Annotated in this window: 31 protein-coding genes and 2 pseudogenes; 32 read left to right on the top strand and 1 reads right to left on the bottom strand. The window is 41.4% G+C overall.

What is annotated here, in order from left to right:
* Positions 1 to 699 precede the first annotated feature (699 nt).
* The 32 genes and pseudogenes from ACJJIW_RS20865 to ACJJIW_RS20710 all read left to right on the top strand — a co-directional run bounded on the left by ACJJIW_RS20865 (position 700) and on the right by ACJJIW_RS20710 (position 20,035).
* The gene (locus ACJJIW_RS20865; protein ID WP_282932074.1) at positions 700 to 1,098 is read left to right on the top strand and encodes an ankyrin repeat domain-containing protein; all 399 of its coding nucleotides are present in this window, start codon (positions 700 to 702) and stop codon (positions 1,096 to 1,098) included.
* Between the two features lie 123 nt (positions 1,099 to 1,221).
* Complete coding sequence (locus ACJJIW_RS20860) at positions 1,222 to 1,728, top strand: DUF2199 domain-containing protein (RefSeq protein ID WP_444936253.1); 507 nt, start codon at positions 1,222 to 1,224, stop codon at positions 1,726 to 1,728.
* Between the two features lie 84 nt (positions 1,729 to 1,812).
* A complete protein-coding gene (locus ACJJIW_RS20855; protein WP_282932076.1) occupies positions 1,813 to 2,088 on the top strand; it encodes a hypothetical protein in 276 nt (91 codons plus the stop codon).
* Between the two features lie 102 nt (positions 2,089 to 2,190).
* Positions 2,191 to 2,628, top strand: a complete 438-nt coding sequence (locus tag ACJJIW_RS20850; RefSeq protein WP_444936252.1) for a hypothetical protein — start codon at positions 2,191 to 2,193, stop codon at positions 2,626 to 2,628.
* Between the two features lie 96 nt (positions 2,629 to 2,724).
* Positions 2,725 to 3,216, top strand: a complete 492-nt coding sequence (locus ACJJIW_RS20845) for a YcxB family protein (protein WP_444936251.1) — start codon at positions 2,725 to 2,727, stop codon at positions 3,214 to 3,216.
* Between the two features lie 118 nt (positions 3,217 to 3,334).
* On the top strand, positions 3,335 to 3,886 hold the full coding sequence (locus ACJJIW_RS20840) for a hypothetical protein (protein ID WP_444936250.1): 552 nt from the start codon (positions 3,335 to 3,337) through the stop codon (positions 3,884 to 3,886).
* A gap of 441 nt (positions 3,887 to 4,327) precedes the next feature.
* A complete protein-coding gene (locus tag ACJJIW_RS20835) occupies positions 4,328 to 4,792 on the top strand; it encodes a hypothetical protein (protein ID WP_444936249.1) in 465 nt (154 codons plus the stop codon).
* Positions 4,793 to 5,130: 338 nt separating this feature from the next.
* On the top strand, positions 5,131 to 5,475 hold the full coding sequence (locus tag ACJJIW_RS20830) for a hypothetical protein (RefSeq protein ID WP_444936248.1): 345 nt from the start codon (positions 5,131 to 5,133) through the stop codon (positions 5,473 to 5,475).
* Between the two features lie 127 nt (positions 5,476 to 5,602).
* Positions 5,603 to 6,010 (top strand): hypothetical protein, encoded by a 408-nt coding sequence (locus ACJJIW_RS20825; RefSeq protein ID WP_444893319.1) that lies wholly within the window; start codon positions 5,603 to 5,605, stop codon positions 6,008 to 6,010.
* A gap of 269 nt (positions 6,011 to 6,279) precedes the next feature.
* Complete coding sequence (locus tag ACJJIW_RS20820; RefSeq protein ID WP_444893320.1) at positions 6,280 to 6,624, top strand: DUF1493 family protein; 345 nt, start codon at positions 6,280 to 6,282, stop codon at positions 6,622 to 6,624.
* A 116-nt stretch (positions 6,625 to 6,740) separates the two neighbouring features.
* The gene (locus ACJJIW_RS20815) at positions 6,741 to 7,019 is read left to right on the top strand and encodes a hypothetical protein (protein ID WP_282932083.1); all 279 of its coding nucleotides are present in this window, start codon (positions 6,741 to 6,743) and stop codon (positions 7,017 to 7,019) included.
* 59 nt (positions 7,020 to 7,078) lie between these two features.
* Entirely contained in the window at positions 7,079 to 7,468 is a 390-nt protein-coding gene (locus ACJJIW_RS20810; protein WP_282932084.1) for a hypothetical protein, read from the top strand.
* A 73-nt stretch (positions 7,469 to 7,541) separates the two neighbouring features.
* Positions 7,542 to 7,934 (top strand): hypothetical protein, encoded by a 393-nt coding sequence (locus ACJJIW_RS20805; RefSeq protein ID WP_282932085.1) that lies wholly within the window; start codon positions 7,542 to 7,544, stop codon positions 7,932 to 7,934.
* A gap of 116 nt (positions 7,935 to 8,050) precedes the next feature.
* Entirely contained in the window at positions 8,051 to 8,434 is a 384-nt protein-coding gene (locus tag ACJJIW_RS20800; protein WP_282932086.1) for a hypothetical protein, read from the top strand.
* Positions 8,435 to 8,497: 63 nt separating this feature from the next.
* On the top strand, positions 8,498 to 8,701 hold the full coding sequence (locus ACJJIW_RS20795) for a hypothetical protein (RefSeq protein ID WP_282932087.1): 204 nt from the start codon (positions 8,498 to 8,500) through the stop codon (positions 8,699 to 8,701).
* A gap of 39 nt (positions 8,702 to 8,740) precedes the next feature.
* On the top strand, positions 8,741 to 9,091 hold the full coding sequence (locus ACJJIW_RS20790) for a hypothetical protein (RefSeq protein ID WP_282932088.1): 351 nt from the start codon (positions 8,741 to 8,743) through the stop codon (positions 9,089 to 9,091).
* A 119-nt stretch (positions 9,092 to 9,210) separates the two neighbouring features.
* Positions 9,211 to 9,708 (top strand): barstar family protein, encoded by a 498-nt coding sequence (locus ACJJIW_RS20785; protein WP_444936247.1) that lies wholly within the window; start codon positions 9,211 to 9,213, stop codon positions 9,706 to 9,708.
* A gap of 426 nt (positions 9,709 to 10,134) precedes the next feature.
* Positions 10,135 to 10,560, top strand: a complete 426-nt coding sequence (locus ACJJIW_RS20780; protein ID WP_444936246.1) for a hypothetical protein — start codon at positions 10,135 to 10,137, stop codon at positions 10,558 to 10,560.
* Between the two features lie 75 nt (positions 10,561 to 10,635).
* Positions 10,636 to 10,974, top strand: coding sequence for a hypothetical protein (locus ACJJIW_RS20775; RefSeq protein WP_282932091.1), 339 nt, complete (start codon positions 10,636 to 10,638; stop codon positions 10,972 to 10,974).
* Positions 10,975 to 11,066: 92 nt separating this feature from the next.
* Positions 11,067 to 11,372, top strand: a complete 306-nt coding sequence (locus tag ACJJIW_RS20770; protein ID WP_444936245.1) for a hypothetical protein — start codon at positions 11,067 to 11,069, stop codon at positions 11,370 to 11,372.
* 92 nt (positions 11,373 to 11,464) lie between these two features.
* On the top strand, positions 11,465 to 11,731 hold the full coding sequence (locus ACJJIW_RS20765; protein WP_282932093.1) for a hypothetical protein: 267 nt from the start codon (positions 11,465 to 11,467) through the stop codon (positions 11,729 to 11,731).
* A 107-nt stretch (positions 11,732 to 11,838) separates the two neighbouring features.
* Entirely contained in the window at positions 11,839 to 12,711 is an 873-nt protein-coding gene (locus ACJJIW_RS20760) for an HNH endonuclease (protein WP_444936244.1), read from the top strand.
* 702 nt (positions 12,712 to 13,413) lie between these two features.
* The gene (locus ACJJIW_RS20755; RefSeq protein WP_282932095.1) at positions 13,414 to 13,662 is read left to right on the top strand and encodes a hypothetical protein; all 249 of its coding nucleotides are present in this window, start codon (positions 13,414 to 13,416) and stop codon (positions 13,660 to 13,662) included.
* A 521-nt stretch (positions 13,663 to 14,183) separates the two neighbouring features.
* Positions 14,184 to 14,567, top strand: a complete 384-nt coding sequence (locus ACJJIW_RS20750) for a hypothetical protein (RefSeq protein ID WP_282932096.1) — start codon at positions 14,184 to 14,186, stop codon at positions 14,565 to 14,567.
* 105 nt (positions 14,568 to 14,672) lie between these two features.
* Entirely contained in the window at positions 14,673 to 14,975 is a 303-nt protein-coding gene (locus ACJJIW_RS20745; protein WP_282932097.1) for a hypothetical protein, read from the top strand.
* Between the two features lie 275 nt (positions 14,976 to 15,250).
* Entirely contained in the window at positions 15,251 to 15,601 is a 351-nt protein-coding gene (locus ACJJIW_RS20740; RefSeq protein WP_282932098.1) for a hypothetical protein, read from the top strand.
* A gap of 125 nt (positions 15,602 to 15,726) precedes the next feature.
* Positions 15,727 to 15,945 (top strand): annotated as a pseudogene (locus ACJJIW_RS20735) (VF530 family protein); the annotation flags it as partial.
* A 228-nt stretch (positions 15,946 to 16,173) separates the two neighbouring features.
* Positions 16,174 to 16,407 (top strand): annotated as a pseudogene (locus ACJJIW_RS20730) (DUF6980 family protein); the annotation flags it as partial.
* Positions 16,408 to 17,163: 756 nt separating this feature from the next.
* Complete coding sequence (locus tag ACJJIW_RS20725; protein WP_444893328.1) at positions 17,164 to 17,541, top strand: SMI1/KNR4 family protein; 378 nt, start codon at positions 17,164 to 17,166, stop codon at positions 17,539 to 17,541.
* Positions 17,542 to 17,622: 81 nt separating this feature from the next.
* Entirely contained in the window at positions 17,623 to 18,021 is a 399-nt protein-coding gene (locus tag ACJJIW_RS20720) for a hypothetical protein (RefSeq protein ID WP_444936243.1), read from the top strand.
* Positions 18,022 to 18,469: 448 nt separating this feature from the next.
* Positions 18,470 to 18,751, top strand: coding sequence for a hypothetical protein (locus tag ACJJIW_RS20715; protein WP_444936242.1), 282 nt, complete (start codon positions 18,470 to 18,472; stop codon positions 18,749 to 18,751).
* A 966-nt stretch (positions 18,752 to 19,717) separates the two neighbouring features.
* The gene (locus ACJJIW_RS20710) at positions 19,718 to 20,035 is read left to right on the top strand and encodes a hypothetical protein (protein WP_444936241.1); all 318 of its coding nucleotides are present in this window, start codon (positions 19,718 to 19,720) and stop codon (positions 20,033 to 20,035) included.
* Between the two features lie 878 nt (positions 20,036 to 20,913).
* Here the strand turns inward: ACJJIW_RS20710 and ACJJIW_RS20705 are convergent.
* The gene (locus ACJJIW_RS20705) at positions 20,914 to 22,491 is read right to left on the bottom strand and encodes a phytoene desaturase family protein (RefSeq protein ID WP_444936240.1); all 1,578 of its coding nucleotides are present in this window, start codon (positions 22,489 to 22,491) and stop codon (positions 20,914 to 20,916) included.
* Between the last annotated feature and the right edge of the window lie 304 nt (positions 22,492 to 22,795).

Here is a 22,795-nt window from a genome sequence, read left to right as displayed (position 1 = left end):
AACAAACACAGGCAGTTTGCTACGGCCCTCTGGACCCCTGCGGGACGGCTTACCTTGTGCGCTTTTTTCGCAGGTCGCTCCGCTCCCATTTTTTCGCAAAACGTGCACAAAGTAAGCCGCCCTGCTGTGGATGTTTAGGCTGTAGAAAAACTAATTTATGTCTTTGCTTTCTTAGATGCGATCAAATATTGACCATAAATGGAGATTCTCCGTGAATTCTGATCTAGCTTTCACTGATGAGTAGGCTGTTTTTTACGTAGAAGCACAGTACGAAAAGAGGGCTGAGTTTTTCTACACCCTCGTTATGTGAATCAGGCTGCTGAGATATAGGCATGGAAGATCTACTGGGGTTCGTGTTAATTGGCTTGCTCTTAGATGTCGCATTTTGGGGGATTAGCTATGCTACTGGCGCTGTATTAACTCCAATAATCTCTTTAGGAAGATGGAGGCCAGAAAGTATTAGTCTCAATAGAAAGGGTGGGGGTAGGCGCAGTAAACAAAACGGATTCACTCTCATAGAAAGAGATGACCAAGTTTATCTCGGAGCATTAGCAGTTGCGTTTATCGGTCTGGTTTTTTGGGTGGTAGTTATAATTCTATTGTGTATCACATAACAAGTTTATGTTGTCGCCACTTCGTGGCTGGGACGTCTTACGCTACGCTCCAGCCGCCCCAAATAAAAGCGTTAGGTATACAGGCATGGACCAGCTACTCAGAAAGATTTTAGATGATATCCAATCGGTGCCGGATTTTTCCGGCACCGATCTTAAGGACATAAATGACACGAATGCATTTGGTGATAACGCTCTCCATTGTGTTTGCGTATGGGGTGACATAGATGCTGCAAAATTGCTTGTAGAAAATGGCATCAATATCGAGCAAAAAGGTGAAGGTGGATTTACACCTTTGAAAGTGGCTGATGATTTTGAGCACTTTGAAATTGTTCGCTATCTAATATCGAAGGGTGCCAATGTCGAAGCTCTTGAAGCGGAATTCCAGTTTGACCGTGAGGCTAACTCACAGCATATGAGCAATCTACAGGAAAGCATCAAAGAGCTTGAGCAAAAAGTTAAAAACGAGTGTGGTAAAAATTCCTAACAAACGTCAGAAATCCGACATTTATTCCGGTGCTTGTTTTGTGTTCGCTGCGCTCATAATACAAAACAATCCTCTCCAGAAATGCGGTTGTGGCGGGCGTTAGCTGAATAAAGAATTAGAGATATGGCAGGAATATTTAGCTTTACATGTTCATGTTGCGGTGAAGTCCACGAAGGCTCTCCTAGCTTTGGTTTCAAAGCTCCTGATCCGTGGTTGTCACAACCAGATGAAGTAAAAGAGAAAGGAAAGATCAGTGATGACCTTTGCTATTACACAGATGAAGGTGGCACACATTATTTTGCAAGAGTAATAATAGAGATACCTATCCACGGTGTAACAGACCCATTCATGTGGGGTGTCTGGGTATCTTTAAGTGAACAAAGCTTCAACCATTATATCGAGAATTGGGACGAACCAGATACTGGCACAGGTTACTTTGGTTGGTTCTGCAGTGAACTTCCTTATTATAAAAGCACTCATTCTTTAGCAGCAGATGTAAACCCTCAAAGCGAAGGTTCAAGACCAACACTGTGCTTACATGAAACAGAGCATGAGTTTTATCATGACTTTATTAATGGTATAAGCATAGAAAAGGCGCAGAATATTGCAGAAATTTGCATGCATGGCTAACAAGTTGTCGCACAATCGTCCCTTTCGGGGCTGGGCAGCCTACACTGCATTTCGGCTGCCTGTGGGCAAAGCGTTAAAGGTCTTATGCGAAACTTCGTGGTTTTAGTACAAGGTGAAAATTTCAACTTAGATGTTGAGGGGGCAATTCAACCTGCGGGATTTTTCGCTACTAGGCGTGCCGAGGCCGAAACCGAAGAGGAGGCGTCTAGCCAGGTAATTTCACAACTACTTACGGAACCAGAAATTAGTGGCAAAGGACTACCCGGCCACACCATACTTGTAAAAGTGGCTCATGAAATGCCCATAGAACACAAGAATACATATTCGGGTTTTACTTTCTACCCACTGGAGAAAGCATGACCTTTAACAAGTTTGTCAACGACCGGCCTTCGGGCTGGGCAGCCTTAAGTGTGGCTTCGCCAAACAGCTGCTCGGTACAAAGGCGTTAGGCGATATTAAGTCATGGAGCAAATTCAGATAATCAAAGATAAGTCCAAGCTAGAAGGAACATGTTATATCGAGCTATGCTTAGGGAAGTACAAGGGTAAGCATTGGGATGAGAGTAGCCTGTTTTTCGATGAAGAGGTTTTTGGTCTTATCGAAGTAATATTTGAAAGGAATATTCCTAATTATAACCACTACTGTATGAATGATGCTGATTCAAACTCATGGGGTAAGATATTAACTGAGCTAAAAGAACTGAGTGAGTCACTAAGATCAGCAAATGAATTTAATGAAATCATCGGAAAAGTGAGTTTTGTATTCAGTGGTACTAGGGACTATTTTCAAAATCATTTCCAGTCTTGCAGAGGCCAGCTTCAAGAAATGATTTCAGAATTGTCAGCTTGGGCAGAAACAAATATTAATAAATATGGGCACATTGCGGTATTGGGCATTTAGGCAAGATTCAGCGCTTAACAAGCGGCAGCAGTCGGATAGTTTTTCCACTCCTTCGTCGCTCCAAAACCCCCTCTGTGCCAAACGTTAGGTATAGGTATGAATCGAGATTACGTTCTAAAATATTCTCCGGCTTTACTACAGTCAGCTGCTGTTTCCTATATAAAACAACTAATCGGGCCAGTATTCCCAGTCGTTTTTATTGGTTTGTCGATATACTCCGGCATTCAAGTATATAATGAAGACTATTCTTGGAGGGTAGGCTTGGCGGGCGGCGGTGTATTTATTGTTGGTGCAATAATGATTTCATTATTTATCGGCCACTTGAAGCATGCTAAAACAACGGCCAATGAGCTGAGAAATGGAGAAACTATATTTGGTTTATCTGAATCTGGTATTAGTTTTAGTTCACCGCTAGGTTTCGCAGAAATACCATGGGGTCAGATATCTTCACTTCACCAGCATAAAGACTTTTTCATCCTTTTAGTTAACCGGGGTAATTATACATCGGTACCTCTTGCATCCATTGATGATGAGGCTATGGAATTTATAAGAAAATCTGTTCTCAAGCATGGTGGAAAAGTTGCTTAGCAAAAACCAGTATGACAGCCTTCGTAAACTTTGCTTGAAAAGCAGCAAAAAATTTCAATTCGATGTGTGTGGTTGGTGTTACGTGACTTTTGGTTCCTAGATGGATACGACAAGTTTAATGAATGACGCTCAGAGTCGGATTGAGTGTGCATTGTTAAATTTCAATGATCTTGAGGCGATCAATCGCGAGTTAGCGTCAATCTACAACCTAATACAATCTGATATTCCCTTAGCCATCCCAGTAAGTTTGGAAGTTGTTGAAACTAAGTCGCTGCAATATAGAATCTTTTATCAAGCTGGCTATGGAATGTCAGTTAATTCTATTTTGATTTCTCAAGGAGAATTTGAATCCTACCTCTGGTCTGATTGCGATGGTTGGTGTCTAGATGACGATTACTGGGATGTTAGAGAAATTGCCAGGCATCTATCCAAAATCCCTGTAATTGTTGATTATCCAAAAAATGTGGGTGAATTGTATAATAATTTTGTCCAAGGGCTTTGGGTATTTTCCCTTAGCAACGTGCCAAGCTTCGGTGGTGAGCCTCCAAGAGATTTGGAAGAAGTGATCTCATGGGATCAAAAAAATGTTCTTGTTGGAACTGAGGTTTCAAACATGGAAATCGTACCGAGGGAGACATGGGATAATATTTGCGAGCGTGAAAGTACATGATTTAGTGGCTAGTACGCCGTACGTAACAAAACAATTAACTTCGCTCCAGCCACTGCGTGATTTCGGCCGGACCTCCGGCGCCTCCGGCCGGCTATTGCGAGCGTTAACTGTTGTAATGGGTAAATGTGATATCTGATAAATTCGAGAGAATTGAAAACCCAGACTGGGAGCCTGATGCCCTTATGCAAGTATATTTTTCTGATAAAGATACCACCGTAAAAAGTGGATACCGACCTCACTATAAGGTTAAAGCCGACTATCTTACAACTACGATTTATTGGTTTATTGATTCAGGGATTACGGAACCTAACAGGCGCGCTCTAGCGTTTGTCAAATTCACCACATCAGAGGCATATCCAAAATGCCTAAAGGTAGGTTCCAATCTAGAGGTTCGCGAAGGCTCAAGAGTAGTTGGCCATGCTAAGATACAGGAAATATATAATGACCGACCACGTAAAAGCAGCTAATAATCATAGGGAAGTTTCTATGGGCCTTCGCGGGACAGCCTACGCTTCGATCGCCCGCGCTGTGGACGTTAAAAGTATGAAGAAGGAATACGCACAATACATGATTTCATGGATTGAAAAGATTGAGTCACAATTTCAATCCCCCATTTCTGACTCCTATGAAGTAATGAAGGCTTATTGGTCAGGATCAGGTGTGGACTTCAATGAGGGTGAAATGAAGGGAAGATTGTGGGCATGGGTAGATGGTAATAGTGGGCCTAGGGAGCCTCTGAATAACTCCGTAATGCCTCTGCGGGTCTTGAAGGCTGCAGATGTTAGGCGCGGCTCGCCGCGAATGGCCGTAGCCCTTTGCAAGAGCTGCAACGCAGCAGCTGTGGCCTTCAAGGCCCGCCCTTCGGGGCTTGCAGAGCGATTCACACTCCGCGTTGCGACTTCTTGAAAGGTCTAGACATTCCTGCGAAGCCGCGCCTTGATTGTGAACCGCTCTGCATGCCAGAGGTATCACGGAGTTATTCAGAGGCTCCCTAGAATAACAAGTGACCAAGAAATGGCTGTGGCACATATGGTTTTATGCCTTGCCTACAAAGACGAGGCAACTATGGATGAGATCAAAGATATAGGATTCTTCGAAGATCTATTAGAGCAGTATGGGTATTCTAGGTCAGAGATAAATCGTACCTATGATCAGCAAAATTTTTAAAAACTAAAGGCACCGGACGTAAAAATCGTCGCTTCGCTTTGGTATTGCCGCAGGTGCTCTAATCGTTAAGGTACTTCATGAGTAAGCTCGTCACTCTATTACTGCTAAGTAGCAATGCTTTTTTAGCTCAGGATCTAGAAGGCACTTGGGAGGATAGGAGTGGGGGTATATTTGGTGGTGAATCGGGATGGGATAAGTGTGAGTTTAGATATGACAACACTTTTCTGTGCACTAACTATCCAAAACTAGGCAGTTTGGTTTTTCCCTTTGAAGGAACTTGGAAATTAATAGGGAGCACACTCACTCTTCGTTTAAATAGTTCTCATATAATAAAAACTCATATTGCCGAGATTGATCAGGATTTCTTTAGGGGGCTGGTAGAAGGTGGTAATAAATTTACGTTTAACAGGAAAAAACCTTAACAAGGCAATGCAGTTGACGTCTTACTTTGTGCGCTTTTTACATAGTCGCAGAACTCCAATATGCATGTAAAAAATGTACGCAAAGCAAGCCGCCATCGATTTCGACGTTATGTATTAGGAGAGTTCCGTGTCACCACTAGAAGTTGAAAAAAAGGTACGTGACAAACTCAATAAACTCATTGGTACCACGGCAAAGAAGGAAATACTAAGTCTTTCTGAGGGTGGGCCATCACACGAGTTTGATATTTTTGAGGAAGGTAAAATTATTGGTGGAGTCAGTACATCTCCATGGTTCAATAATCCTAATGCGAAAGGTAAGCAAACTGGCAATACTTCAGGTCAGGATCGTGCGGCAACTGAAATCCTGTGGCTCACTCTTTGGCAAGGTCCTGAACGAAGGCTTCATATCCTTACCGATAAAGAAATGGCAGATAGAATCTTCAAAAAATTTAATGGTGCAGTTTTCCCCAATAATGTCGAAATCCAGCACTTTGATCTAGGCTCGGGTAGCTTCAATCATGTTGGAACATTGTGAAAAACAAAACAAGTTGATACTGTTTGTTTCGGCGCTGCGAGCCTCTACCAGATAGCCCACGCTTAGCGTGGCCTACCGCAGATTAAGGTGCTCAGGCTGTAGAAAAACTAATGTGCATCTATGACCCTTTAAGTATGGTCAAATATTGACCGCATGTGATGGTTCTCTGTGAATTCTGATTTAGATTTCACTGATAAATAGGCTATTTTACACGTGAAGCGCAATACGAAAAGAGGAATGAGTTTTTCTCCACACTCGTTACATGCCTTATGGAAAATGACGTCATAGAGTTCGTATCGAACTTTACAGGGATAGCAGCAGAGAAGATCCGCCTAGAAACCCTAGTGAACGACGACCTGGCTGTCGATGGTGATGATGGTGATGAGTTCCTCATCGAATTCTCTCATAAATTCAATGTAGACATCTCTGGTATCGATCGTGTGTACTTTGGCCCAGAAGGTATCTCTTTAAACCCATTTGAAGGCATCTGGGCCTTTTTAAAAGGATTTTTGTATGGATGTAAAGGAGTCACTAGAGAAAACTGGGATGACATCGCCCCTCTTCCTGTATCGGTTTTGGTTAACTCGGCTAAGTCCGGTACTTGGGAGGACTAGGCATATAATAGGGCGCTCAATGCAGCGCAGTGCTACAAAGGGCACGGACTCTAGCGGCTACGCAGCTTTCGCCGCGTTAGCGGGGGGTTGCAAGTATCTAAAAAGTACGTATTTTCATGAATAAAGATAGAAATGCTGGGCCCTTGATTACGGCTCAAACAGGTTGGGAAGAAGCATACCTTATTGGTACTGAAGCTGAGCTTCTGGAATTTGCCGAAAACATCATTCAGGCAGTAAAATCTGCTAAAAGTGAAGACTTCTTTGGAGAGCCAGTTAGAGTTTCAGCTTTTGACGGAAAGGTTGGGCAATTCAGCGAGGTTTATTTCGACTGGCTTGTTGTAACCAAAGATCGAGAACAAACAATAGACCTTTCACGTAAGGTGTTGGGTTTGTAACAAGGCGCTGCACTCGACTCAGGTGCTATCGCAACTCCGCTTGGATACATAAAAGCCAAATGAATATTATCTACACAAAACTAATAGAACTGATAGGCTTAAATGAAGGAATTGTGTGGGGTGAAAGATCGTGCCATGACTCCCACTTCCGTTTACAATTTTACATTCATAATTCTAAAACCAGATTGTTGGCTCATTATGTAGCGGAGGCTTCAAATACGCCATTAAATGTTTATGCTAAAAGGCCCCTAGGAGAGCTTGATTGCGAGAATAACTTTGATAGTGAGCTTGTCCATGAATACAGGTCTGGTTTGGATGATGATACTTTGGATAAAGCATGTTGGCTAGGTTCGCATTTTACCTGGGCTATGTATAAAACTGGTATTATCAGCTCAAAAATGGAGCAAGAGTTTTGTGGTGTGTTTGGTGCGGTAAGTAGAAATGCATAGCAAGCGTATATTATTCGCCGCTGGACGGCTTTCGGTACGCTTCACCCGTCGCAAATACATACGTTAAGTTATTATGAAAATTGAGTGCTATCAATTATTCAAAGAATACAAAGATAAGGGTTTGAAGAAAAAATCTTCAAAGTCTATCCGTACCTTTATTTCACAATTTGAAAATGATGAAGAGATAAATAGCTGGGTATGGGAATGCTTGCCTAAATTGGAAACAAATAGGCACTCCAGAATTCGGTATGAGATATTTCGTGAACTGGTATGTTCAATATTAAAGTGCGGCTCTAAAAACAACGATTTTTCCAGTACTCTTTGGCTAGGGAAGCTCGCTCAAATTATATATCAAGCTCAGCAACTAGATAAAGAGCACAAGTATAGTCAATCTATTAAAGAATACATTAAAAAGCTTAGCGAGTATCGAGATAAACTTAACAATCAAAGGCAAAGGATGCAGTAAACGGCACCCCGCTTTGGGTGCTATTAGCCAAATGGAGTGAAGCTATAAATATTTTTTTACGGATAATTGCAGTGTTTTCTGCGCTACTTTTTTGTTTGCTATCGTGGTTCGGCCCTATGGCTGAGACTTGTACTATGGGGGATACAGGTGGTTACGTTGGAAGTGTCATTCTATCTGTTCCTTTTGCATTACTTGCCTCCTTCATTATTTTTAAGGTCAAGCCGACAAATGTTTACTTTGAAAACATCTCAGCTAGTTTAATATTAATATTGTGTTTATTTGTAGGGTATATATGGTCTTTGCTTTTAGTAAACACTACTATTAGCGGCAATCACTTATGTGGCCCTGATTATAATAGTTATCTTAATGAGTACGGCACAAATTATTGGTATATTCCTTTAATACAATTAATTGCCTGCGCTCAATTGATGTTTTTTTCAATTAGGTCAGCACATAACAAATCAAGCAAGAAGAATACAGTAAATCGCACCCGTTCCTGAGGAGTTATGTGAATACACGTTATGAAACTTACTGACATAAGAACGGAGATTGGAAGCGACATATTGAAGAAGTTGGTCAAGGAGCATGGCTGGCGGATTCAATCTGAATATAATTTAGATGCTTTCTATAAAGGAATAGACTACGATTGCTATATTCTCGAAAAGCATGGTGACGAAATACATATGGAGTGGACAAATTGGTTAGAGTGGGAAATATCTGGTGAGCAAAGTACCCTCAAAAGTTTGTCCATTACGTATGGTTTGTAGACTTCGCAACTTCAGAATTGGGCAAGAACAACCATACAAGTGCATCAACTTCGCTCCAGCCTCTACGAGGCTTCTGCCGGACAGCCCATGCTTCGCGCGGCCTGCCGGGCGTTAAATTCCAAGTCCATGTTTGAGGAATATTCAATAATTGAGAAATTTGAGGTTATAGACCGAGGTGTGGTTGTTGTGATTGCTGAAGTCACTGATAGAGCCCCTGGAGAGGTGTATAGAGTAAAAATAAGAAGTGCATCTGAAGAGTGTATCGAGGCGGAAGCTGTCAAGGAGTGGCTATTGTGTAAAGATCCAGTACCGATAGAAAAAGAAGCTTACGTACTCAAAGGAGTTCATGAATATGATCTGCAAGAAAATGCGGTTCTGGTTTTCTTCTAGAGCATCGAAATTTAATAAGCGGCTTTTGCCGCGCTCTCGGTTCTGGGACCTCCCTTCCGCTGCTTCGCATATCCTAGTCCGCCCCGAAGCCGGGCGTTAACTTTCAGCAGTAATCGAACATGGCTGAATTTAAATTAGATCTTAAAACCCTTGCGTATGGGCCCGTGGCCAAATACTTTGATTTAGCATTATTTGAGAAAGACATATCATGGTATGAAGACGCGGGATATAAAGTGTACTTCTTAGATGGAGAAAAATGGTACACAATGGAGAGCTTCCATAGTGATTGCCATGAAGTATTTTCTTTCCCTAGTTACTATGGACGCAATTGGGGAGCTTTTGACGATGTCATTTCTGAGATTGAGAGAGGTTCTCAAGGTGATGTATTAGTCTGCGTGAGAAATTTTGATTCTTGGAGTAAACGAGATATTTCCAACTCACAAGTGTTTCTAGAGATAATGTCTGATCAAACTTATTCCTATCTTGTTTACGGAAGAAAATTCGTTACGTTAATCCATAGTAACGATCCCAATCTCTCAATTAGGGAAGTGGGAGCAAAGAGTGTTCACTGGAATCAAAAAGAATGGAATGAAAGTGATCGGAGAGAGAAATGTTAACAAGACGTCGCACCCGACTCCGGCGCTGTGGCGCCTCTGCCGGTGAGATTGGCGTTAAATTACGAATATGAGGGCAAAGCTACTTTCCACAGAATCCAGAGGCATATACAGGTGTTATTCTATCAAACTTAGAAATGGAGACAGGCCAACATAGCCCAACATATGAGAACTTCACACAAAGAATTGATCGTGGTATTTATAGAATTCATTCTGATACAATCCGTGACAGGGAAGATGAGATCAACACTTAATAAGCGTCTTCATTTCGATCCGGCCTGTGGCCTTTAGTGGACTTGCTGCGCTCGCCGATGAGCCGGGCGTTACATTTTGAGCATGATTAAGCACATAGATAATCCACATGTAGAATCGCTTCATGGCTACTTGAAATGTCTGTCGAAGCTTTGTGCGAATGGATATAGATTCGGAGTGGCAGCCTACGCAGCTGAGCAAGAAATTGATTTTTTCGTAAGTGAACTTGTTGCGCATTGGTCAGAAGGGGATGAATATCTCGCGGCGAAAGAATACCGTTTTAACGGTCGAGTAGAGGTCGAATCAGATTGGCTATTCAAAGAAATAGAAAGTTATATTTTCAATGGACTACTGAATAAACAGCTGATGCCAGATGAAGATGCAAGAGGGTATGCGTCGAAGATTTTGATTGAGGATATAAACGAGTATTACGGACTGCTTTCATCTTCACTAAATAAAGATGGCGTATTCCACCCCCTTTTGAGAAACCCCATTTACAAGCTTGATATAGAGGTAGAGAACGTCGAAAAATCTCTCTATTTCATTATTAAGATAGAAAATGTCTACGTATTGACATACTTTATGAAGAGATCGCGCAGATAGAAATGTAACAAAGCGCTGTACTGGAATTCGGTGCTAACACGTCTCCGCAGATGAGTTTGGAGTTATTTATAGGATATGAAAAGATCTCGCACTAAAAAAAATAGAAGGAAGAATCTAAATTCAGATCAGGGTTGTTTAAAAAGAAAATTTGAAGTTCTAGAAGATGTTACCTCTTTGGTATGTCAAAACTGGTTGTGGTTCTGCATTTTTATTTTTTCTGCAATTTGGTTGGGAGGCCATCTTTGGCAAGCCGTAACAGAGTTCGGAATTCCTAATGTCCGCACTACAGATATTATATGGTTGAAAATTCATCCATTTTTGTTTTTGGTAGTTTTTGTTCTTAAGTTGGCTTTTTGGTTTCTAAGTACAGCTTCAGTGATAGTCTTCCTAAAAAATATAGGACGTGCCAAGTAATGGATAACAATCGCAGGCATTCTATTCCGGTCCTGTGGTCCTCTACGGGACACCAAATGCTGCGGGCGTTCTAACTAAACAGTCGAGTAGAGATGGAAGTAAAATTAAAAATTTATAGGAATAGGATAGAGCTGTTTACTGGCTCTAAAGTTCACTTTGAGACTCCTAAAGAGGCATTCTCAACTCAAAGACTTTTGGTTGGAGATTTTGATGCGGCGTGGAATTGCATCGTGAATGCTGAGAAAAAGTTATCTATAAAAGGACTCTTTAAACGGAAGCCCAAGGTAATTGTAGAGCCTAAAGAAATGGTTGAAGGTGGTATTTCCTCAGTAGAGGAACGTATATTCCGAGAACTAGCAATGGCTTTGAATCCTAAAAGTGTGGAAGTGCATGTGTAGTACACTAGTTATAAAAAATAAAGATATCCGACATCAAAACCATCGATTCGTTTTGGTTTTGAGGCAGGCGCTAAAAGGGTAATATTTAAAGCATGAATAATATTTTCCTGGCAATTTACAATCTAGCTGTGCTATTCGGTGTCCTTTTAATGGCGATAATGGCTGGCTTATGGTGGACCTTTGACGATGGCAAACTATCTGAAGGGGTCGTTTTTCTTGTTGGAACCTGGGTGTTGGCTTTTAACTTTCTTCCAGTCCAGGGGTTGAAGTGCTTAAAAGAGCCGGTGGTAAAATTTTACTACTTGCCGCTGGCAATACTTGGATTAATTGGTTTCATTTATGGTGTGGTGCAACATTAAAATAACAAGTTTACCAAACATCACTAGGGCTAAAAAACGATCTTCACTGGGCGCTCAGAAAGCGCGCGCCGCTTATAAAATTGTTCAATTCCTCTTGGAGATTTGCAATGGATTTTGATTTCTTAAAGCCGAAAGAAAGGTTGCGACTCATGGACTTGCTCAAGCAAGTGGGTATTGATGTAAGTGATTGGGGTAACTATAAGCGAGGAGAAGAATACGCGGCTAGTAATCCAAAATACTGCTATGAGTGGACCTTTCAAGATCATGATAGCGAACTAATTGTGCTTAATTTATGGTACGAAAATATTAAGCTTCGCGAAGAAAGTATCATCCAACAATTGAACATGAGAACACTTGCAGAAGAAATGAGTTGCTCCCCCCAAAGAAGAAGGGCATTCGAAATGGACTTTGCGCTTCAAAAAGCGGCACGACTTAATTGGCCTGTGAGAGTAATAATTTGTGATGGTACCCTTAGGGACGACACTCCAGATAGAAAGCGTTCGGAAACAGAAACAAGAATGCTTGATGATGAACCGTGGACATTAGAGAGTTACGATAGAGATTCAGGAGAGTGTATTTTAGTTAGAGGCATTGATGGTCCAGCGAAATATATAGATCAATTTGACGAATCAATTGTTAAATCAGCTCCGGTAGTGAGAGAAGAAGTAGCTAGCAACCAGTATTCTCGAAACCCTGACGTTAGACGGAGTGTACTGGAAAGAGCAAAAGGCTACTGCGAATTTTGTGGAGCTGAGGGGTTTAAAACCTTAGCAGGAGCTAGGTATCTCGAAACACACCATATAGTTCCATTGTCAGAGTTGGGGGAGGATTCAGCTAGAAATGTCATTGCCCTTTGCCCTAACCATCATCGCCAAGCTCATTATGGGGAAAATCGTGATTTGCTCAGAGAAAAATGTATGATTCACGTATCAAAATTGAACAAGTCAATACACTCGACCGCTGAGGCAGTGGCTGATTGAGGCATTATGTGTAGGCCGTTATGAGATCGATAGTTCTACTTCTATTTATAATTTCTAGTAACGTCATGGCATCTGGCACATGTATCTGTATAGGAGGAGCGACCGTGGTTAGTACTTCTGACGCAGCGGTTGAGGTTTCTATCTCTGAGGGGATAGCTTGTGAGGGTAATGGTTGTTGTATAACTGAGGGCTCAGATCACTCTGTCTTCTTTGAAAAAGAAAATAGCGTAGAACCTTTCCAACACTATATGTCAAAATCGGGGGCATACTTGAAAAACATGCCAAAATCATACGAATTTGGTTTCGTCTACTCGTGCCGTACAAGCGAAGAAGGTGGTTTTTCACAGTGGCTTATAGAACCACAGAAGTAAAAATACATACAAGCGCAAGTAGTTGGTACAGCCTTTCGGGCCTCCGAGGGACGCCCAACGCCATGTATGTTTTGCGCAGATCGCTGCGCTCCCAGATTTGTACAAATCGGGCATAGTATTGAGTGCCCCTGTTGCGGGCGTTCCGGCTGTAGAAAAACTAATGTACATCTATGACTCTTCAAGTGTGATCAAATATTAACTGCATATGGTGATTCTGCGTGAATTCTGATTTAGCTTTCACTGATGAGTAAGTTATTTTTCACTTAGAAGCACAATATGAAAAGAGGGCTGAGTTTTTCTACACTCTCGTTAAGTGACAAGGGGATAGTCAATGAAATCATTCATCATTAATCTTGTCGGTTTAGTTGGGTCTTGGTATATGATTGATCTTACTTCCGAAAACTCGCTTAATTCTGTTTTTGCTCCGTTATTATTTACAGCTTTCCTAATTTCCAGTGTACTGTGGTTTATTGTGAAGTTCGGGGTAACTCAGGGCTCTAGCTCTGGTGGTTACTATGGCAGTGGTGATTCTGGTAGTTTTGGAGGTGGAGATGGAGCGGGTAGTGATGGTGAGTGTTAAATCACTTAACAAGCGCATGTTGCTCGCCGTTATAGCGACCGGACAGCTTATACTACGCTTTACCAGCCGCAAATACGAATGTTATATTCACGAGGGAAATGAGTGAAGAAAGTCCCGATATTTATTTCAATATTCCTCATTCTTGTGCAAGCTGGTTGTACAACGCAGTCACAAATTAAGCTTCTACAGGGAAAGGATGAGTTTAGAGGGGAATTTCTTGTAGATTGCAAAGGTATAAAAACAATTTACGAGGGGCACAATAGCTCAGGCTACTATTTTGAGGGCTATAGCGGTGGAGCGTTCACAAAACACTCAATTAGCTTGTCAGAAATGACATCGTGGCTCAAAGAGTGTGGAGTTGATCTAAGTACCGTAAGCCAAATAATAGAGTAACAACAATACTAGCATTGCATAACTAGTAAAGCAGCACCGCCCACTACATGTGACTGAACAGTTTTAAGTAGCTGCGCTGCTCGAAATCTACCGCTGTTTGCGGTGTTTTGCAACATGAGTACTTAAGCATGAAAGAAGTTCAAGAAGTTGGCAGAAGCCTGGTTGCCGAAAAAGAAAGCAATGACTTTTGCTTTTCTCATGAAGGTCAGTTGTACAGATACAAGAAAGGCCAAGTTAAATTGCTGTGCAAGGCAAATCCTAAACTAAAGTACACAATTGATAAAGGGAAAAGCGGTAATAGATCTTACCACTATGTATTTGAGGTTATGTCGCCATTAAGAGCTGGGCCCACGGAAGTTGTGGTCCCATCAGTCAAAATGGCTTCTAAATCTGGTTTTTCGAGCACTTTAGCAACTTATGTTCCGTTTGCTCAGTTTGTTGGCAGCCAAGATGACTTCAAGTCGTACTGTTTCCAGATTTTTGAGAACGTGACAGAAAAAGAAAGTCCATAGAAATGTCAAGCACGAACGCAAGCAGAACTGGCTGGACTTACATTCCGCAGCTTCGCTGCTCCATTTCGGAACGTGTTGGCGGCATTATGCCTCAATAGCATGAATATGAAATTTGCAATGATTTTTAGCTTCACTCTGACTGGGTGTGTAAGCTTCAATATGGGCGATGGCATGTTCATTGTTCAAGGCTCTACAGCTGGAGATTGCCTCCTCTCAATATCAAAGCAAGATGACAGCCTTGTGAGTCACAATATTCGCGAGGTGGCCGGATTGTTTAGCCAAGATTTTGTGGTTTCACCTAACGAGGAAAAATATTCAGCGTCATTATTGTGCGATAATCAAGTTTTGCGACAGAAGACATTCGTATACCCAACTGAAATCAGGGTGGGTGGTGTACTTCATCTTTAACTGCGTAGTTCAGAGGCATGACAATATAGGCCGGGTGCTACGGCTCCTGTCAAAGCCTTCGCGGGGCAGCCTACGCTGCGGGTGTTTAGGCTGTAGAAAAATGAATGTGCATCTATGACTCTTCAAATATGATTAAGTATCGACCACAAGTGGTGATTTTACGTGAATTCTGATTTAGCTTTTACTTGTGAGTAGGCTATTTTTCACGTAGAGGCACAATACGAAAAGAGGGCTGAGTTTTTCTACATTCTCGTTAAGCATAAATAGGTGGGAAGATGTTACAGGCTGCAATAACTGCGTTGATACTGGTAGGTATCTACAAGTTGATTGATGGAAACAATGCCGAAAGTAGTGACTCTGATATTGATTGGTGGATTGCATTTGTCTTCGTTTTTGCACCAATGATTCTTATATTCATAATCAGTTTAGTAGTTGTAGGAAACGATTTTTCGGGGATTATTATTTTATCGGCATATTCCTTATATTTTATTATTCCGTTTATCTATTTAAAGAAAGTGCTAGGGTATTCATCAAAAAAATCTCTAAAGTGCTCTGTATGGATTCCGGTTACGGTGTTGGCTATAGAAATTCCATATACTTTGATTTTCGGCGTACACAATGCTTAACAAAGTTGTGTTGTCGCCTTCGGTTTGAATAACCTACTGCGTAGGTCGCCACATACAACGACGTAATGCGTTATAAAACATAGAGTATTGATTGAAGAATGAGCAAAGAGTAACCAAATAATCCGCTACATGGTATTACTCTTGAGAAAGTTGTTACCCGTTTGCAGGAGCACTATGGCTGGGATGGCTTGGCAGATAGGATTAATATCAGTTGCTTTAAGAGTGACCCATCAGTTAAGTCTTCGCTCAAGTTTTTACGCAAAACCCAGTGGGCGCGAGATAAAGTTGAGAATCTGTATATCTCAACTTTTGAAAAGAAATCGCCGTGGGCTAATCGTGAATAAGCACTATTTGGCAACGACATGGATGTCGCAGTGATTAGACAGGGACAGGCAGGTAGCAAGGGAATCAATGTGATTAACCAAGCCCGTTACTTTTTTCTGACCAAAAAATCGCCAGATTGGCCGGCCGGTTATTACGGGGGTTAAGTATCCAAGATAATTATGCATTGTTGTAAAGAAATGGGAAAAAGAGTCGAGCTTAACTGTAGGGATCACTAGAATAACTATGAGTGTCCAGACACCCTTGTTTCCTTTATCCCAAAGTTTGATGAATATGGTCTCATTATTCATGATGGTGGTAGTAGTTCTATTTCTATCAGGTTTTGTCCATGGTGTGGCCAGGAGCTACCGGGCTCAAAACGAGATAAATGGTTTAATAAGTTAGAGAGTATGGGATTTGATGATCCTACTGAACAAAATATACCCGAGGAATTCAATAGTGATGCTTGGTTCCGAAACACTTAAAAGCGCAGGTTGTTCGCCGCTATCGTAGCCGGACGACTTCCGCTATACTCCAGCCGCGAAAATTTCGAACATTAGCCTGTAAATAGAAATATATCAATCATGAAAAGTTGGATAGTATTTATAAGTACATTGGTATTAGCAGCAATTCACCTGCTTCTTGTAGTCATTGAGTATCCCAAATACTCAGTTAAAAGTACGTTTTCAGCTTGGCTGCATATAGAATATTTTGTTATTTTCACTCTTTCTTTTTTGTGCCTCTTTGCTTTATACAAGAAAAACTCCCTTTCATATAAAGGTGCAGTTGCATTTCTATCATTTGGGATTTTAATGCAACTGAAAAATACAGGTGTGTGGTTAATGCTTAGCTGTGGTATAGGTGTAATAAAATGCCCCGCTAATGCGGGTCCAATTAGTATATTTGTAGGTTGGGTTATGTTTGGGTACTTACTATTTCTTATATATTTACTAAATAGCTATATTAAATGCCCAAGGCTGAAGTCCTGGTACAAGCTAACAACTAATTCAAGAGGGGCGCCGCGAAGCGGAGCCCTTTAATTGGGTGTTCAGACTGTAGAAAAACTAATGTGCACCTATGACCCTTTAAGTTCACTTGGTTTCAACTATTAACCATAAATGGTGATTCTACGTGAATTCTAATTGAGCTTTCACTGATGAATAGGCTATTTTTCATGCAGATGCACAATGCAAAATAGGGGTGAGTTTTCTATACCCTCGTTATGTTGCTCCGAGAACATTATGAATTTTAAAGAAATAGAAGAATCCCTAGATATCGAACTTCCTCAAAGCTACAAGGAGTTCATTTCAAACTATCCAGATATGCTGTTAGCTGATGGTTTTTGGGCTGCGGAAGTAGAGCTTCTTAACAATCAAAATCGACTGGTAGAACTCAATCGGTTTGTAAGGTTGCACCTAGATATTGAACTTAGCTACTTTTTGATTGGAGAAAGTGGCTGTGGAGATTATTACTTTATCGACATAAGTGATGAAGAATCGCCCGTGTACTTTTGGAATCATGATATAGCAGGCTTCGACGATGATGAAGAATCGGTAAATCTGATTGAGCATGCAGGAAAGTTGCTCGAGTCTTATACTTATGTCATCAAAAACACATAACTAGTTTGGGCAGTACGAACTGTGTGGCCCAGACGTGATACATGTGCTGCAGCCAAAGGCATTATAAATTATGAGGACCTTGTGATTTACATAAAGTATTTGTTTGCAATCCTGCTTCCTTGGTTAGCGTTTTTTACAAGTGACAAGATCTATGGCTCCTCGCATTTGATGTTCCATCATCCCTGCGTTCAATCAGAGTATGGTTGTTGGTTAATGGATTTTATGAGCTTTGCCATAAAAGGGGCGTTGCTTGGCATCCTTTTAGGTTTGGCGAGATTTTCAGCCAGTCAGCTTAAAACCTCCGTAGTATCGGCGGTGGTATTGTTGACTATGGTTACTGTAAGGCTAGGCGCTGCTCGAATGGAAGGAGTCTTAACTGTCGTACTGGATTGGTACTATTGGCTAAGCTTGTTTGTCCCATTATTATTAGCTGCGGTGGTTTTTTACTTAGGTTCACGGTATGTGGCAGAAAAGTTATAATAAATTGTGGAAGCACGGATGCTTTACGCAGGGCCTGTTTAACAGCAGCCCCCGCACTCCGTGTTAACTTCATGTGGATATAGAGAGAATTAAGCGAAAGAGGCAAAAGAATACTCAAGAGCAAAATTCTCTTGAAAAATATTCAATGAAAGAAGGAACCTTAGGCTTTCTAATTTCCATGGAAGGCTACAAATTTTTTTTTGGATCTTTGATATCTATGGAATAGACATGAGAAGTGGCATTCTTATTTCTCTATATATTTGTCTTGAGCAAGGTTCAGTAAAAAAATGTAATGCAATATGACTAACTTCAGAATAAAATACTCAACTACACTCCGGCCGTAAGCGGCCTAATTATTCCTTGTCGATGAGTCGACTGTTTCACGTAGAAGCACTAAATAAAAATTGGGATGAGTGTGTCTAAGTCCCGTTATAAATAGGAGAAAATGATGAGCAGTGAACCAAAAGAAAAATCGAAAGCGATGAAGATTATCCAATCTATTTGCTCACTGTCTATAGTAGGTGTTATCTGTTATAGTCTAATCTATGGAGTAGAGTTAGTGTCTTCAGCTATCGTTGTATCCTCAATAGTTGGCCTTGTAATACCGACGGTTATTTCTGAGTCTACAATGGGGGTCGTTGAGATTTTAACTGGCGTTTTGGAAGCCTTCATAGACGGTTTGGTTGACGCAGTTACGGGTGTGCTTGAGGCTATCGGCTCAATTTTTTAGTTAACGCTATAGGATTTTATAGCAAGTTTCTGCCCCCGATGGTCTTCACTCTGCTAGCATAATCGATTTGATTTCGGTTGTGGCGTAGCAAAGTATTATATGGGTTAAATAAGTAGATGAAAGATGAGTTTAAGAAGTTACGTAGAAAGCAAATTATGGGAAGCATTTTCTTTGCTCCTGCTCTTATCGGTCTTTTTGTCTCTCTAGAGGCTATGGAAAGTGGGGTGGAAACCTTTGCCGGTATACCTATAGTGGCCTGGATGATCGGATGCATTCTCGCTATAGTTGCATATTTAGTTTTCTCTAGATTCAATTGGCGGTGTCCTAAGTGCACAAATTATCTAGGTAAAGGTTTGAACCCGAAATTCTGCAAGAGTTGCGGCTTTGATTTGAGTTCATCCACATAACAAACAGTAGTACGATCGCCCGATAAATTTGACTGGCGGCCGACGTTATGTTTCGGTCGTCCATGTGCTGAGATCTGGCTGTATTAGGGAGCCTGGAGTATTTTTTAAAGGGAACTAATCTATTGATCTTAAAGCGAATGGCACTGTGTTCTGGAGTTCAATCTGCTGAATGGCCTGCTGTAAAAGAATTGAGTTTAATTTAAATGAGTTCAATGTAAGTTCTCATCCCAGACATTTGTTAATGTAGTTATCTCTACGCACTCGAATCACTGCTCCAGGCGAAATTCAAGGTATCTTTATGTATGCACTCTATCTTGGTCACTAGCGGTGAGCCCTTCAATGAAAGATTCGGATGATATTCTATGGCGGTAGATTGGTAGAGGCTAGGGAGCGATTAATCCTTACTCAGAAACTCTCATGATTTACTGCCAAAAAGAGGCGTGAGTTGAAGCCAGTGAACTGAATTTAAGGGTTAGTTAACAAGTAAAGCTATCCGACGTCAAAACAGTCGTTTAGGTTTTGCCACCGGTGCTTTTATCGTTAGACATCTTAGGGAATTATGAATAAGCAAGAAAATAAAATTTTACGTTCTGTAGTCCGTTCCTACTCAAGAAATAGGATGCCAGTCTATGCTCGCATGCCCTTTGTTGTTATTAGCTCGATTGGCATGATTGTTTTATTGGTTGCTGTGAAACGATTATTGGTAGCTGGCGAAATTAATATTTACGTGACCTTTTCAATTTTGCTATTTTCAGGTGTTGCAATAGGATTTGTATCTATAGTTAGAGCAAGCTATAAATGTCAACCATTTATCAAGCCGTATTTGGATCTAAGTGCCATAGAGCAAAAATTAAGTGACGCAGACAAAAGAGAATAGTCTCCCATGGAAGTTGAGAAGTGTAAGTAAATAAGAGGTCGGTTTTACTGAATTAATAGGTGTCTATTTATATTTGTTTTGGCTGTTTTCCAGGGTGAAGACTCAAATGATCTATTGATTTTAACGGTCAAGAAATGAAATACCTTTGTATTTCGTAGGGGTTTTATCTATGGCCTTAATATGTCTAATAGTCTCTTCCATCTTCTTTATAGTGGGAGAGCCTGAAGTTATTTGGTATGGTTGATATTTTCAGTATTTTTTATACTGTTTCAATTATCAATTCTATTGGAAGGAATACATAGGAAGAGGGTTGAGTTACGGCGGGAGTATGTTGAATTTGACTCAGGAAGAATAAAAAGAGTTATTTTCGGCCAGTTGGAATAGTTGATAAATGGTTGGAGATTGTAGGGGTTGCTAAAGTAACTAGCAATGTGGGGTTCAGTGATGGTATCCACTGGATGATCATGAATTCTGAAACAATGTATCTAATGGCGCACTAGCTTCCCTTAAGCCAATTGAAAAATTACAGACATTACCTAACTCTAATGATGATGTGGTTAATTAAGGAGTGGGAAGTGTAGACAATAACTACGTTGTCGGTTGGAAGAGGTAGTTTTTAGTAGCTAAAACTCAGAATTATTTTAGAGCATTGCTGCGAAAGAAAAAGTACTCACAGCTTTGTGTGCGCCAGTTAGTAAGCAGTACCTGCGAATGAAAAGAGTTTCTTTGAGAGCCATTCTGACCGGGGGAGGTAAGTAAAAATCTTGAGTGGTGCTTGAAAACAAACTTCGCCTACTATTTAGCAAAACAGGTATTAGTTTTTTCTCAGCCCGCTTTTCGAGCTCCAGGTATTTTTTATTATCGCCAATGGGGTACCCTTATCTATCCCTTAAAATCTCCATCGCAGCATTATGTCCTGGAATTCCAGTAACTCCACCTCCGGGGTGGCTACCAGAACCGCAGAGATACAACCCCCGAATCGGTGTGCGATAATCAGCAAAGCCCATAAAAGGGCGGTTGCTCCACAGTTGGTCCAGCCCCAAGGCGCCATGAAATATATCTCCCCCTATCAAGCCAAACTTGCGCTCTAAATCTAGCGGTGAATGAATTTGTTGGGCGATGATGGAGTCATGGAAATTGGGGGCATGTCTAGTGACAGTATCGATGATAGTTTGGGCTGCAAGCTCACGACAATCATCCCAGCTTTTGCCATCTGGCAGTTCTGGAGCGAATTGTTGGCAGAAAAGGCTGGCGACATGCTGACCTTGAGGAGCCAGGGAGGGGTCTATAGTAGAGGGAATCAACATCTCTACAATAGGTTGTGTTGACCAGCCGTGTTGGATTGCATCCATATAGGCCTGCTCCAAGTAGTTCATTGTGGGGCCGATGACAATTCCAGACTGGTGATGCGGTTGTAGATGAATTCCGGGCTTGCAGGTGAAGTCTGGCAGTTCAGACAGTGCCACGTTCATACGAAAAGTACCGGAACCTACTCTGAAAGCGCGCACGCGGCGACGGAATTCCGGTTCTAGATGTTGTTCATCAATCATTTGGGAGTAGAGCAGTTTAGGGCCGACATTGGCGATTACTTTTTTGGCTGTAATCGTCTCCCCGTTACTTAGCTGTACACCGCTAGTACTACCTCCTTTAACCAACACCTTGCTAACTTCAGTATCTGTACGAATAGTAATCCCGAGGAGTTCTGCTTCTTTAAGCATAGCTTGGGTGATAGCACCCATACCGCCCATGGCATGCCCCCAAGCACCTTTCTCACCGTTAGCCTCACCAAACACATGATGTAATAGTACATAAGCGGAGCCGGGGGTACTGGGAGCCGCATAGTTTCCGACAATAGAATCGAAGGCGAATGCTGCTTTGACATGGTCACTTTCAAACCAGGCATCCAATACACTCGTGGCGCTCTTGGTAAATAAGTCAAGCGCATCACGGCGTGATGCCATACTCAGTTTCTTTGCCCTTAAACCAAAGCCGCCTGCACGCACCAAGTCCGCAAAGCCGCCACCCACATTGGGGGGAGAGCGCAATAGCTCCTCACGCAGAATATTAGCTACGGATTCCAGCATGGCATAAAAGTCAGGTAGGGTAGCTGCATCCCTCTCTGAGAAGCGAGCGACTTCTGCTTGTGTATCCAAAAGATTTTTATGGAAGGAGAGACTTTTTCTATCTGACAGCGGGAAAAAGTTAGATTGTGGCCGTAATTTGATTTCCAGGCCATGCTCATGCAAGTTCAGATCTTCGATGATTTTTGGGTTGAGTAAACTCACAGTGTAGCTTGCCACTGAGTTTCGGAAACCTGGATGAAACTCTTCAGTAACCGCAGCGCCGCCTACTATAGATCGGCGCTCAAGGATTGTTACTTTTTTTCCCGCTTTTGCCAAGTAGCAAGCACACACTAGGCCATTATGACCTCCACCAATAATCAAAAAATCCTTCATTATTATTCTCTATGTAGATGAGGATTAGGTTAGATATATAAAAAAATACCAGAAAATAAGGGGGAAATAAATATTTCAAGCACGGTTTATGTGGCTCAAGATGATGCCTGACCATTTATCACAATAGATCTAAGATGGAGTTGGATTTCTGGATTTTTATTGTGATGGGATAGGCCAATTTACCGATATTGATATTACACAGTGATAGAGTGCCTTTCTTGTTATATGTTTCACTATGTCAGATGGGTAGAATGATAGAGCCTATTAAATCAACCTTGTATCTGACTATTAATGTTTTACGTTT

The sequence above is a fragment of the Microbulbifer maximicatervae (SeqCode) genome, from assembly GCF_052467815.1.
The sequence above is the reverse complement of the archived record's forward strand: the minus strand, read 5'-3'. Positions and strand labels throughout refer to the sequence as shown.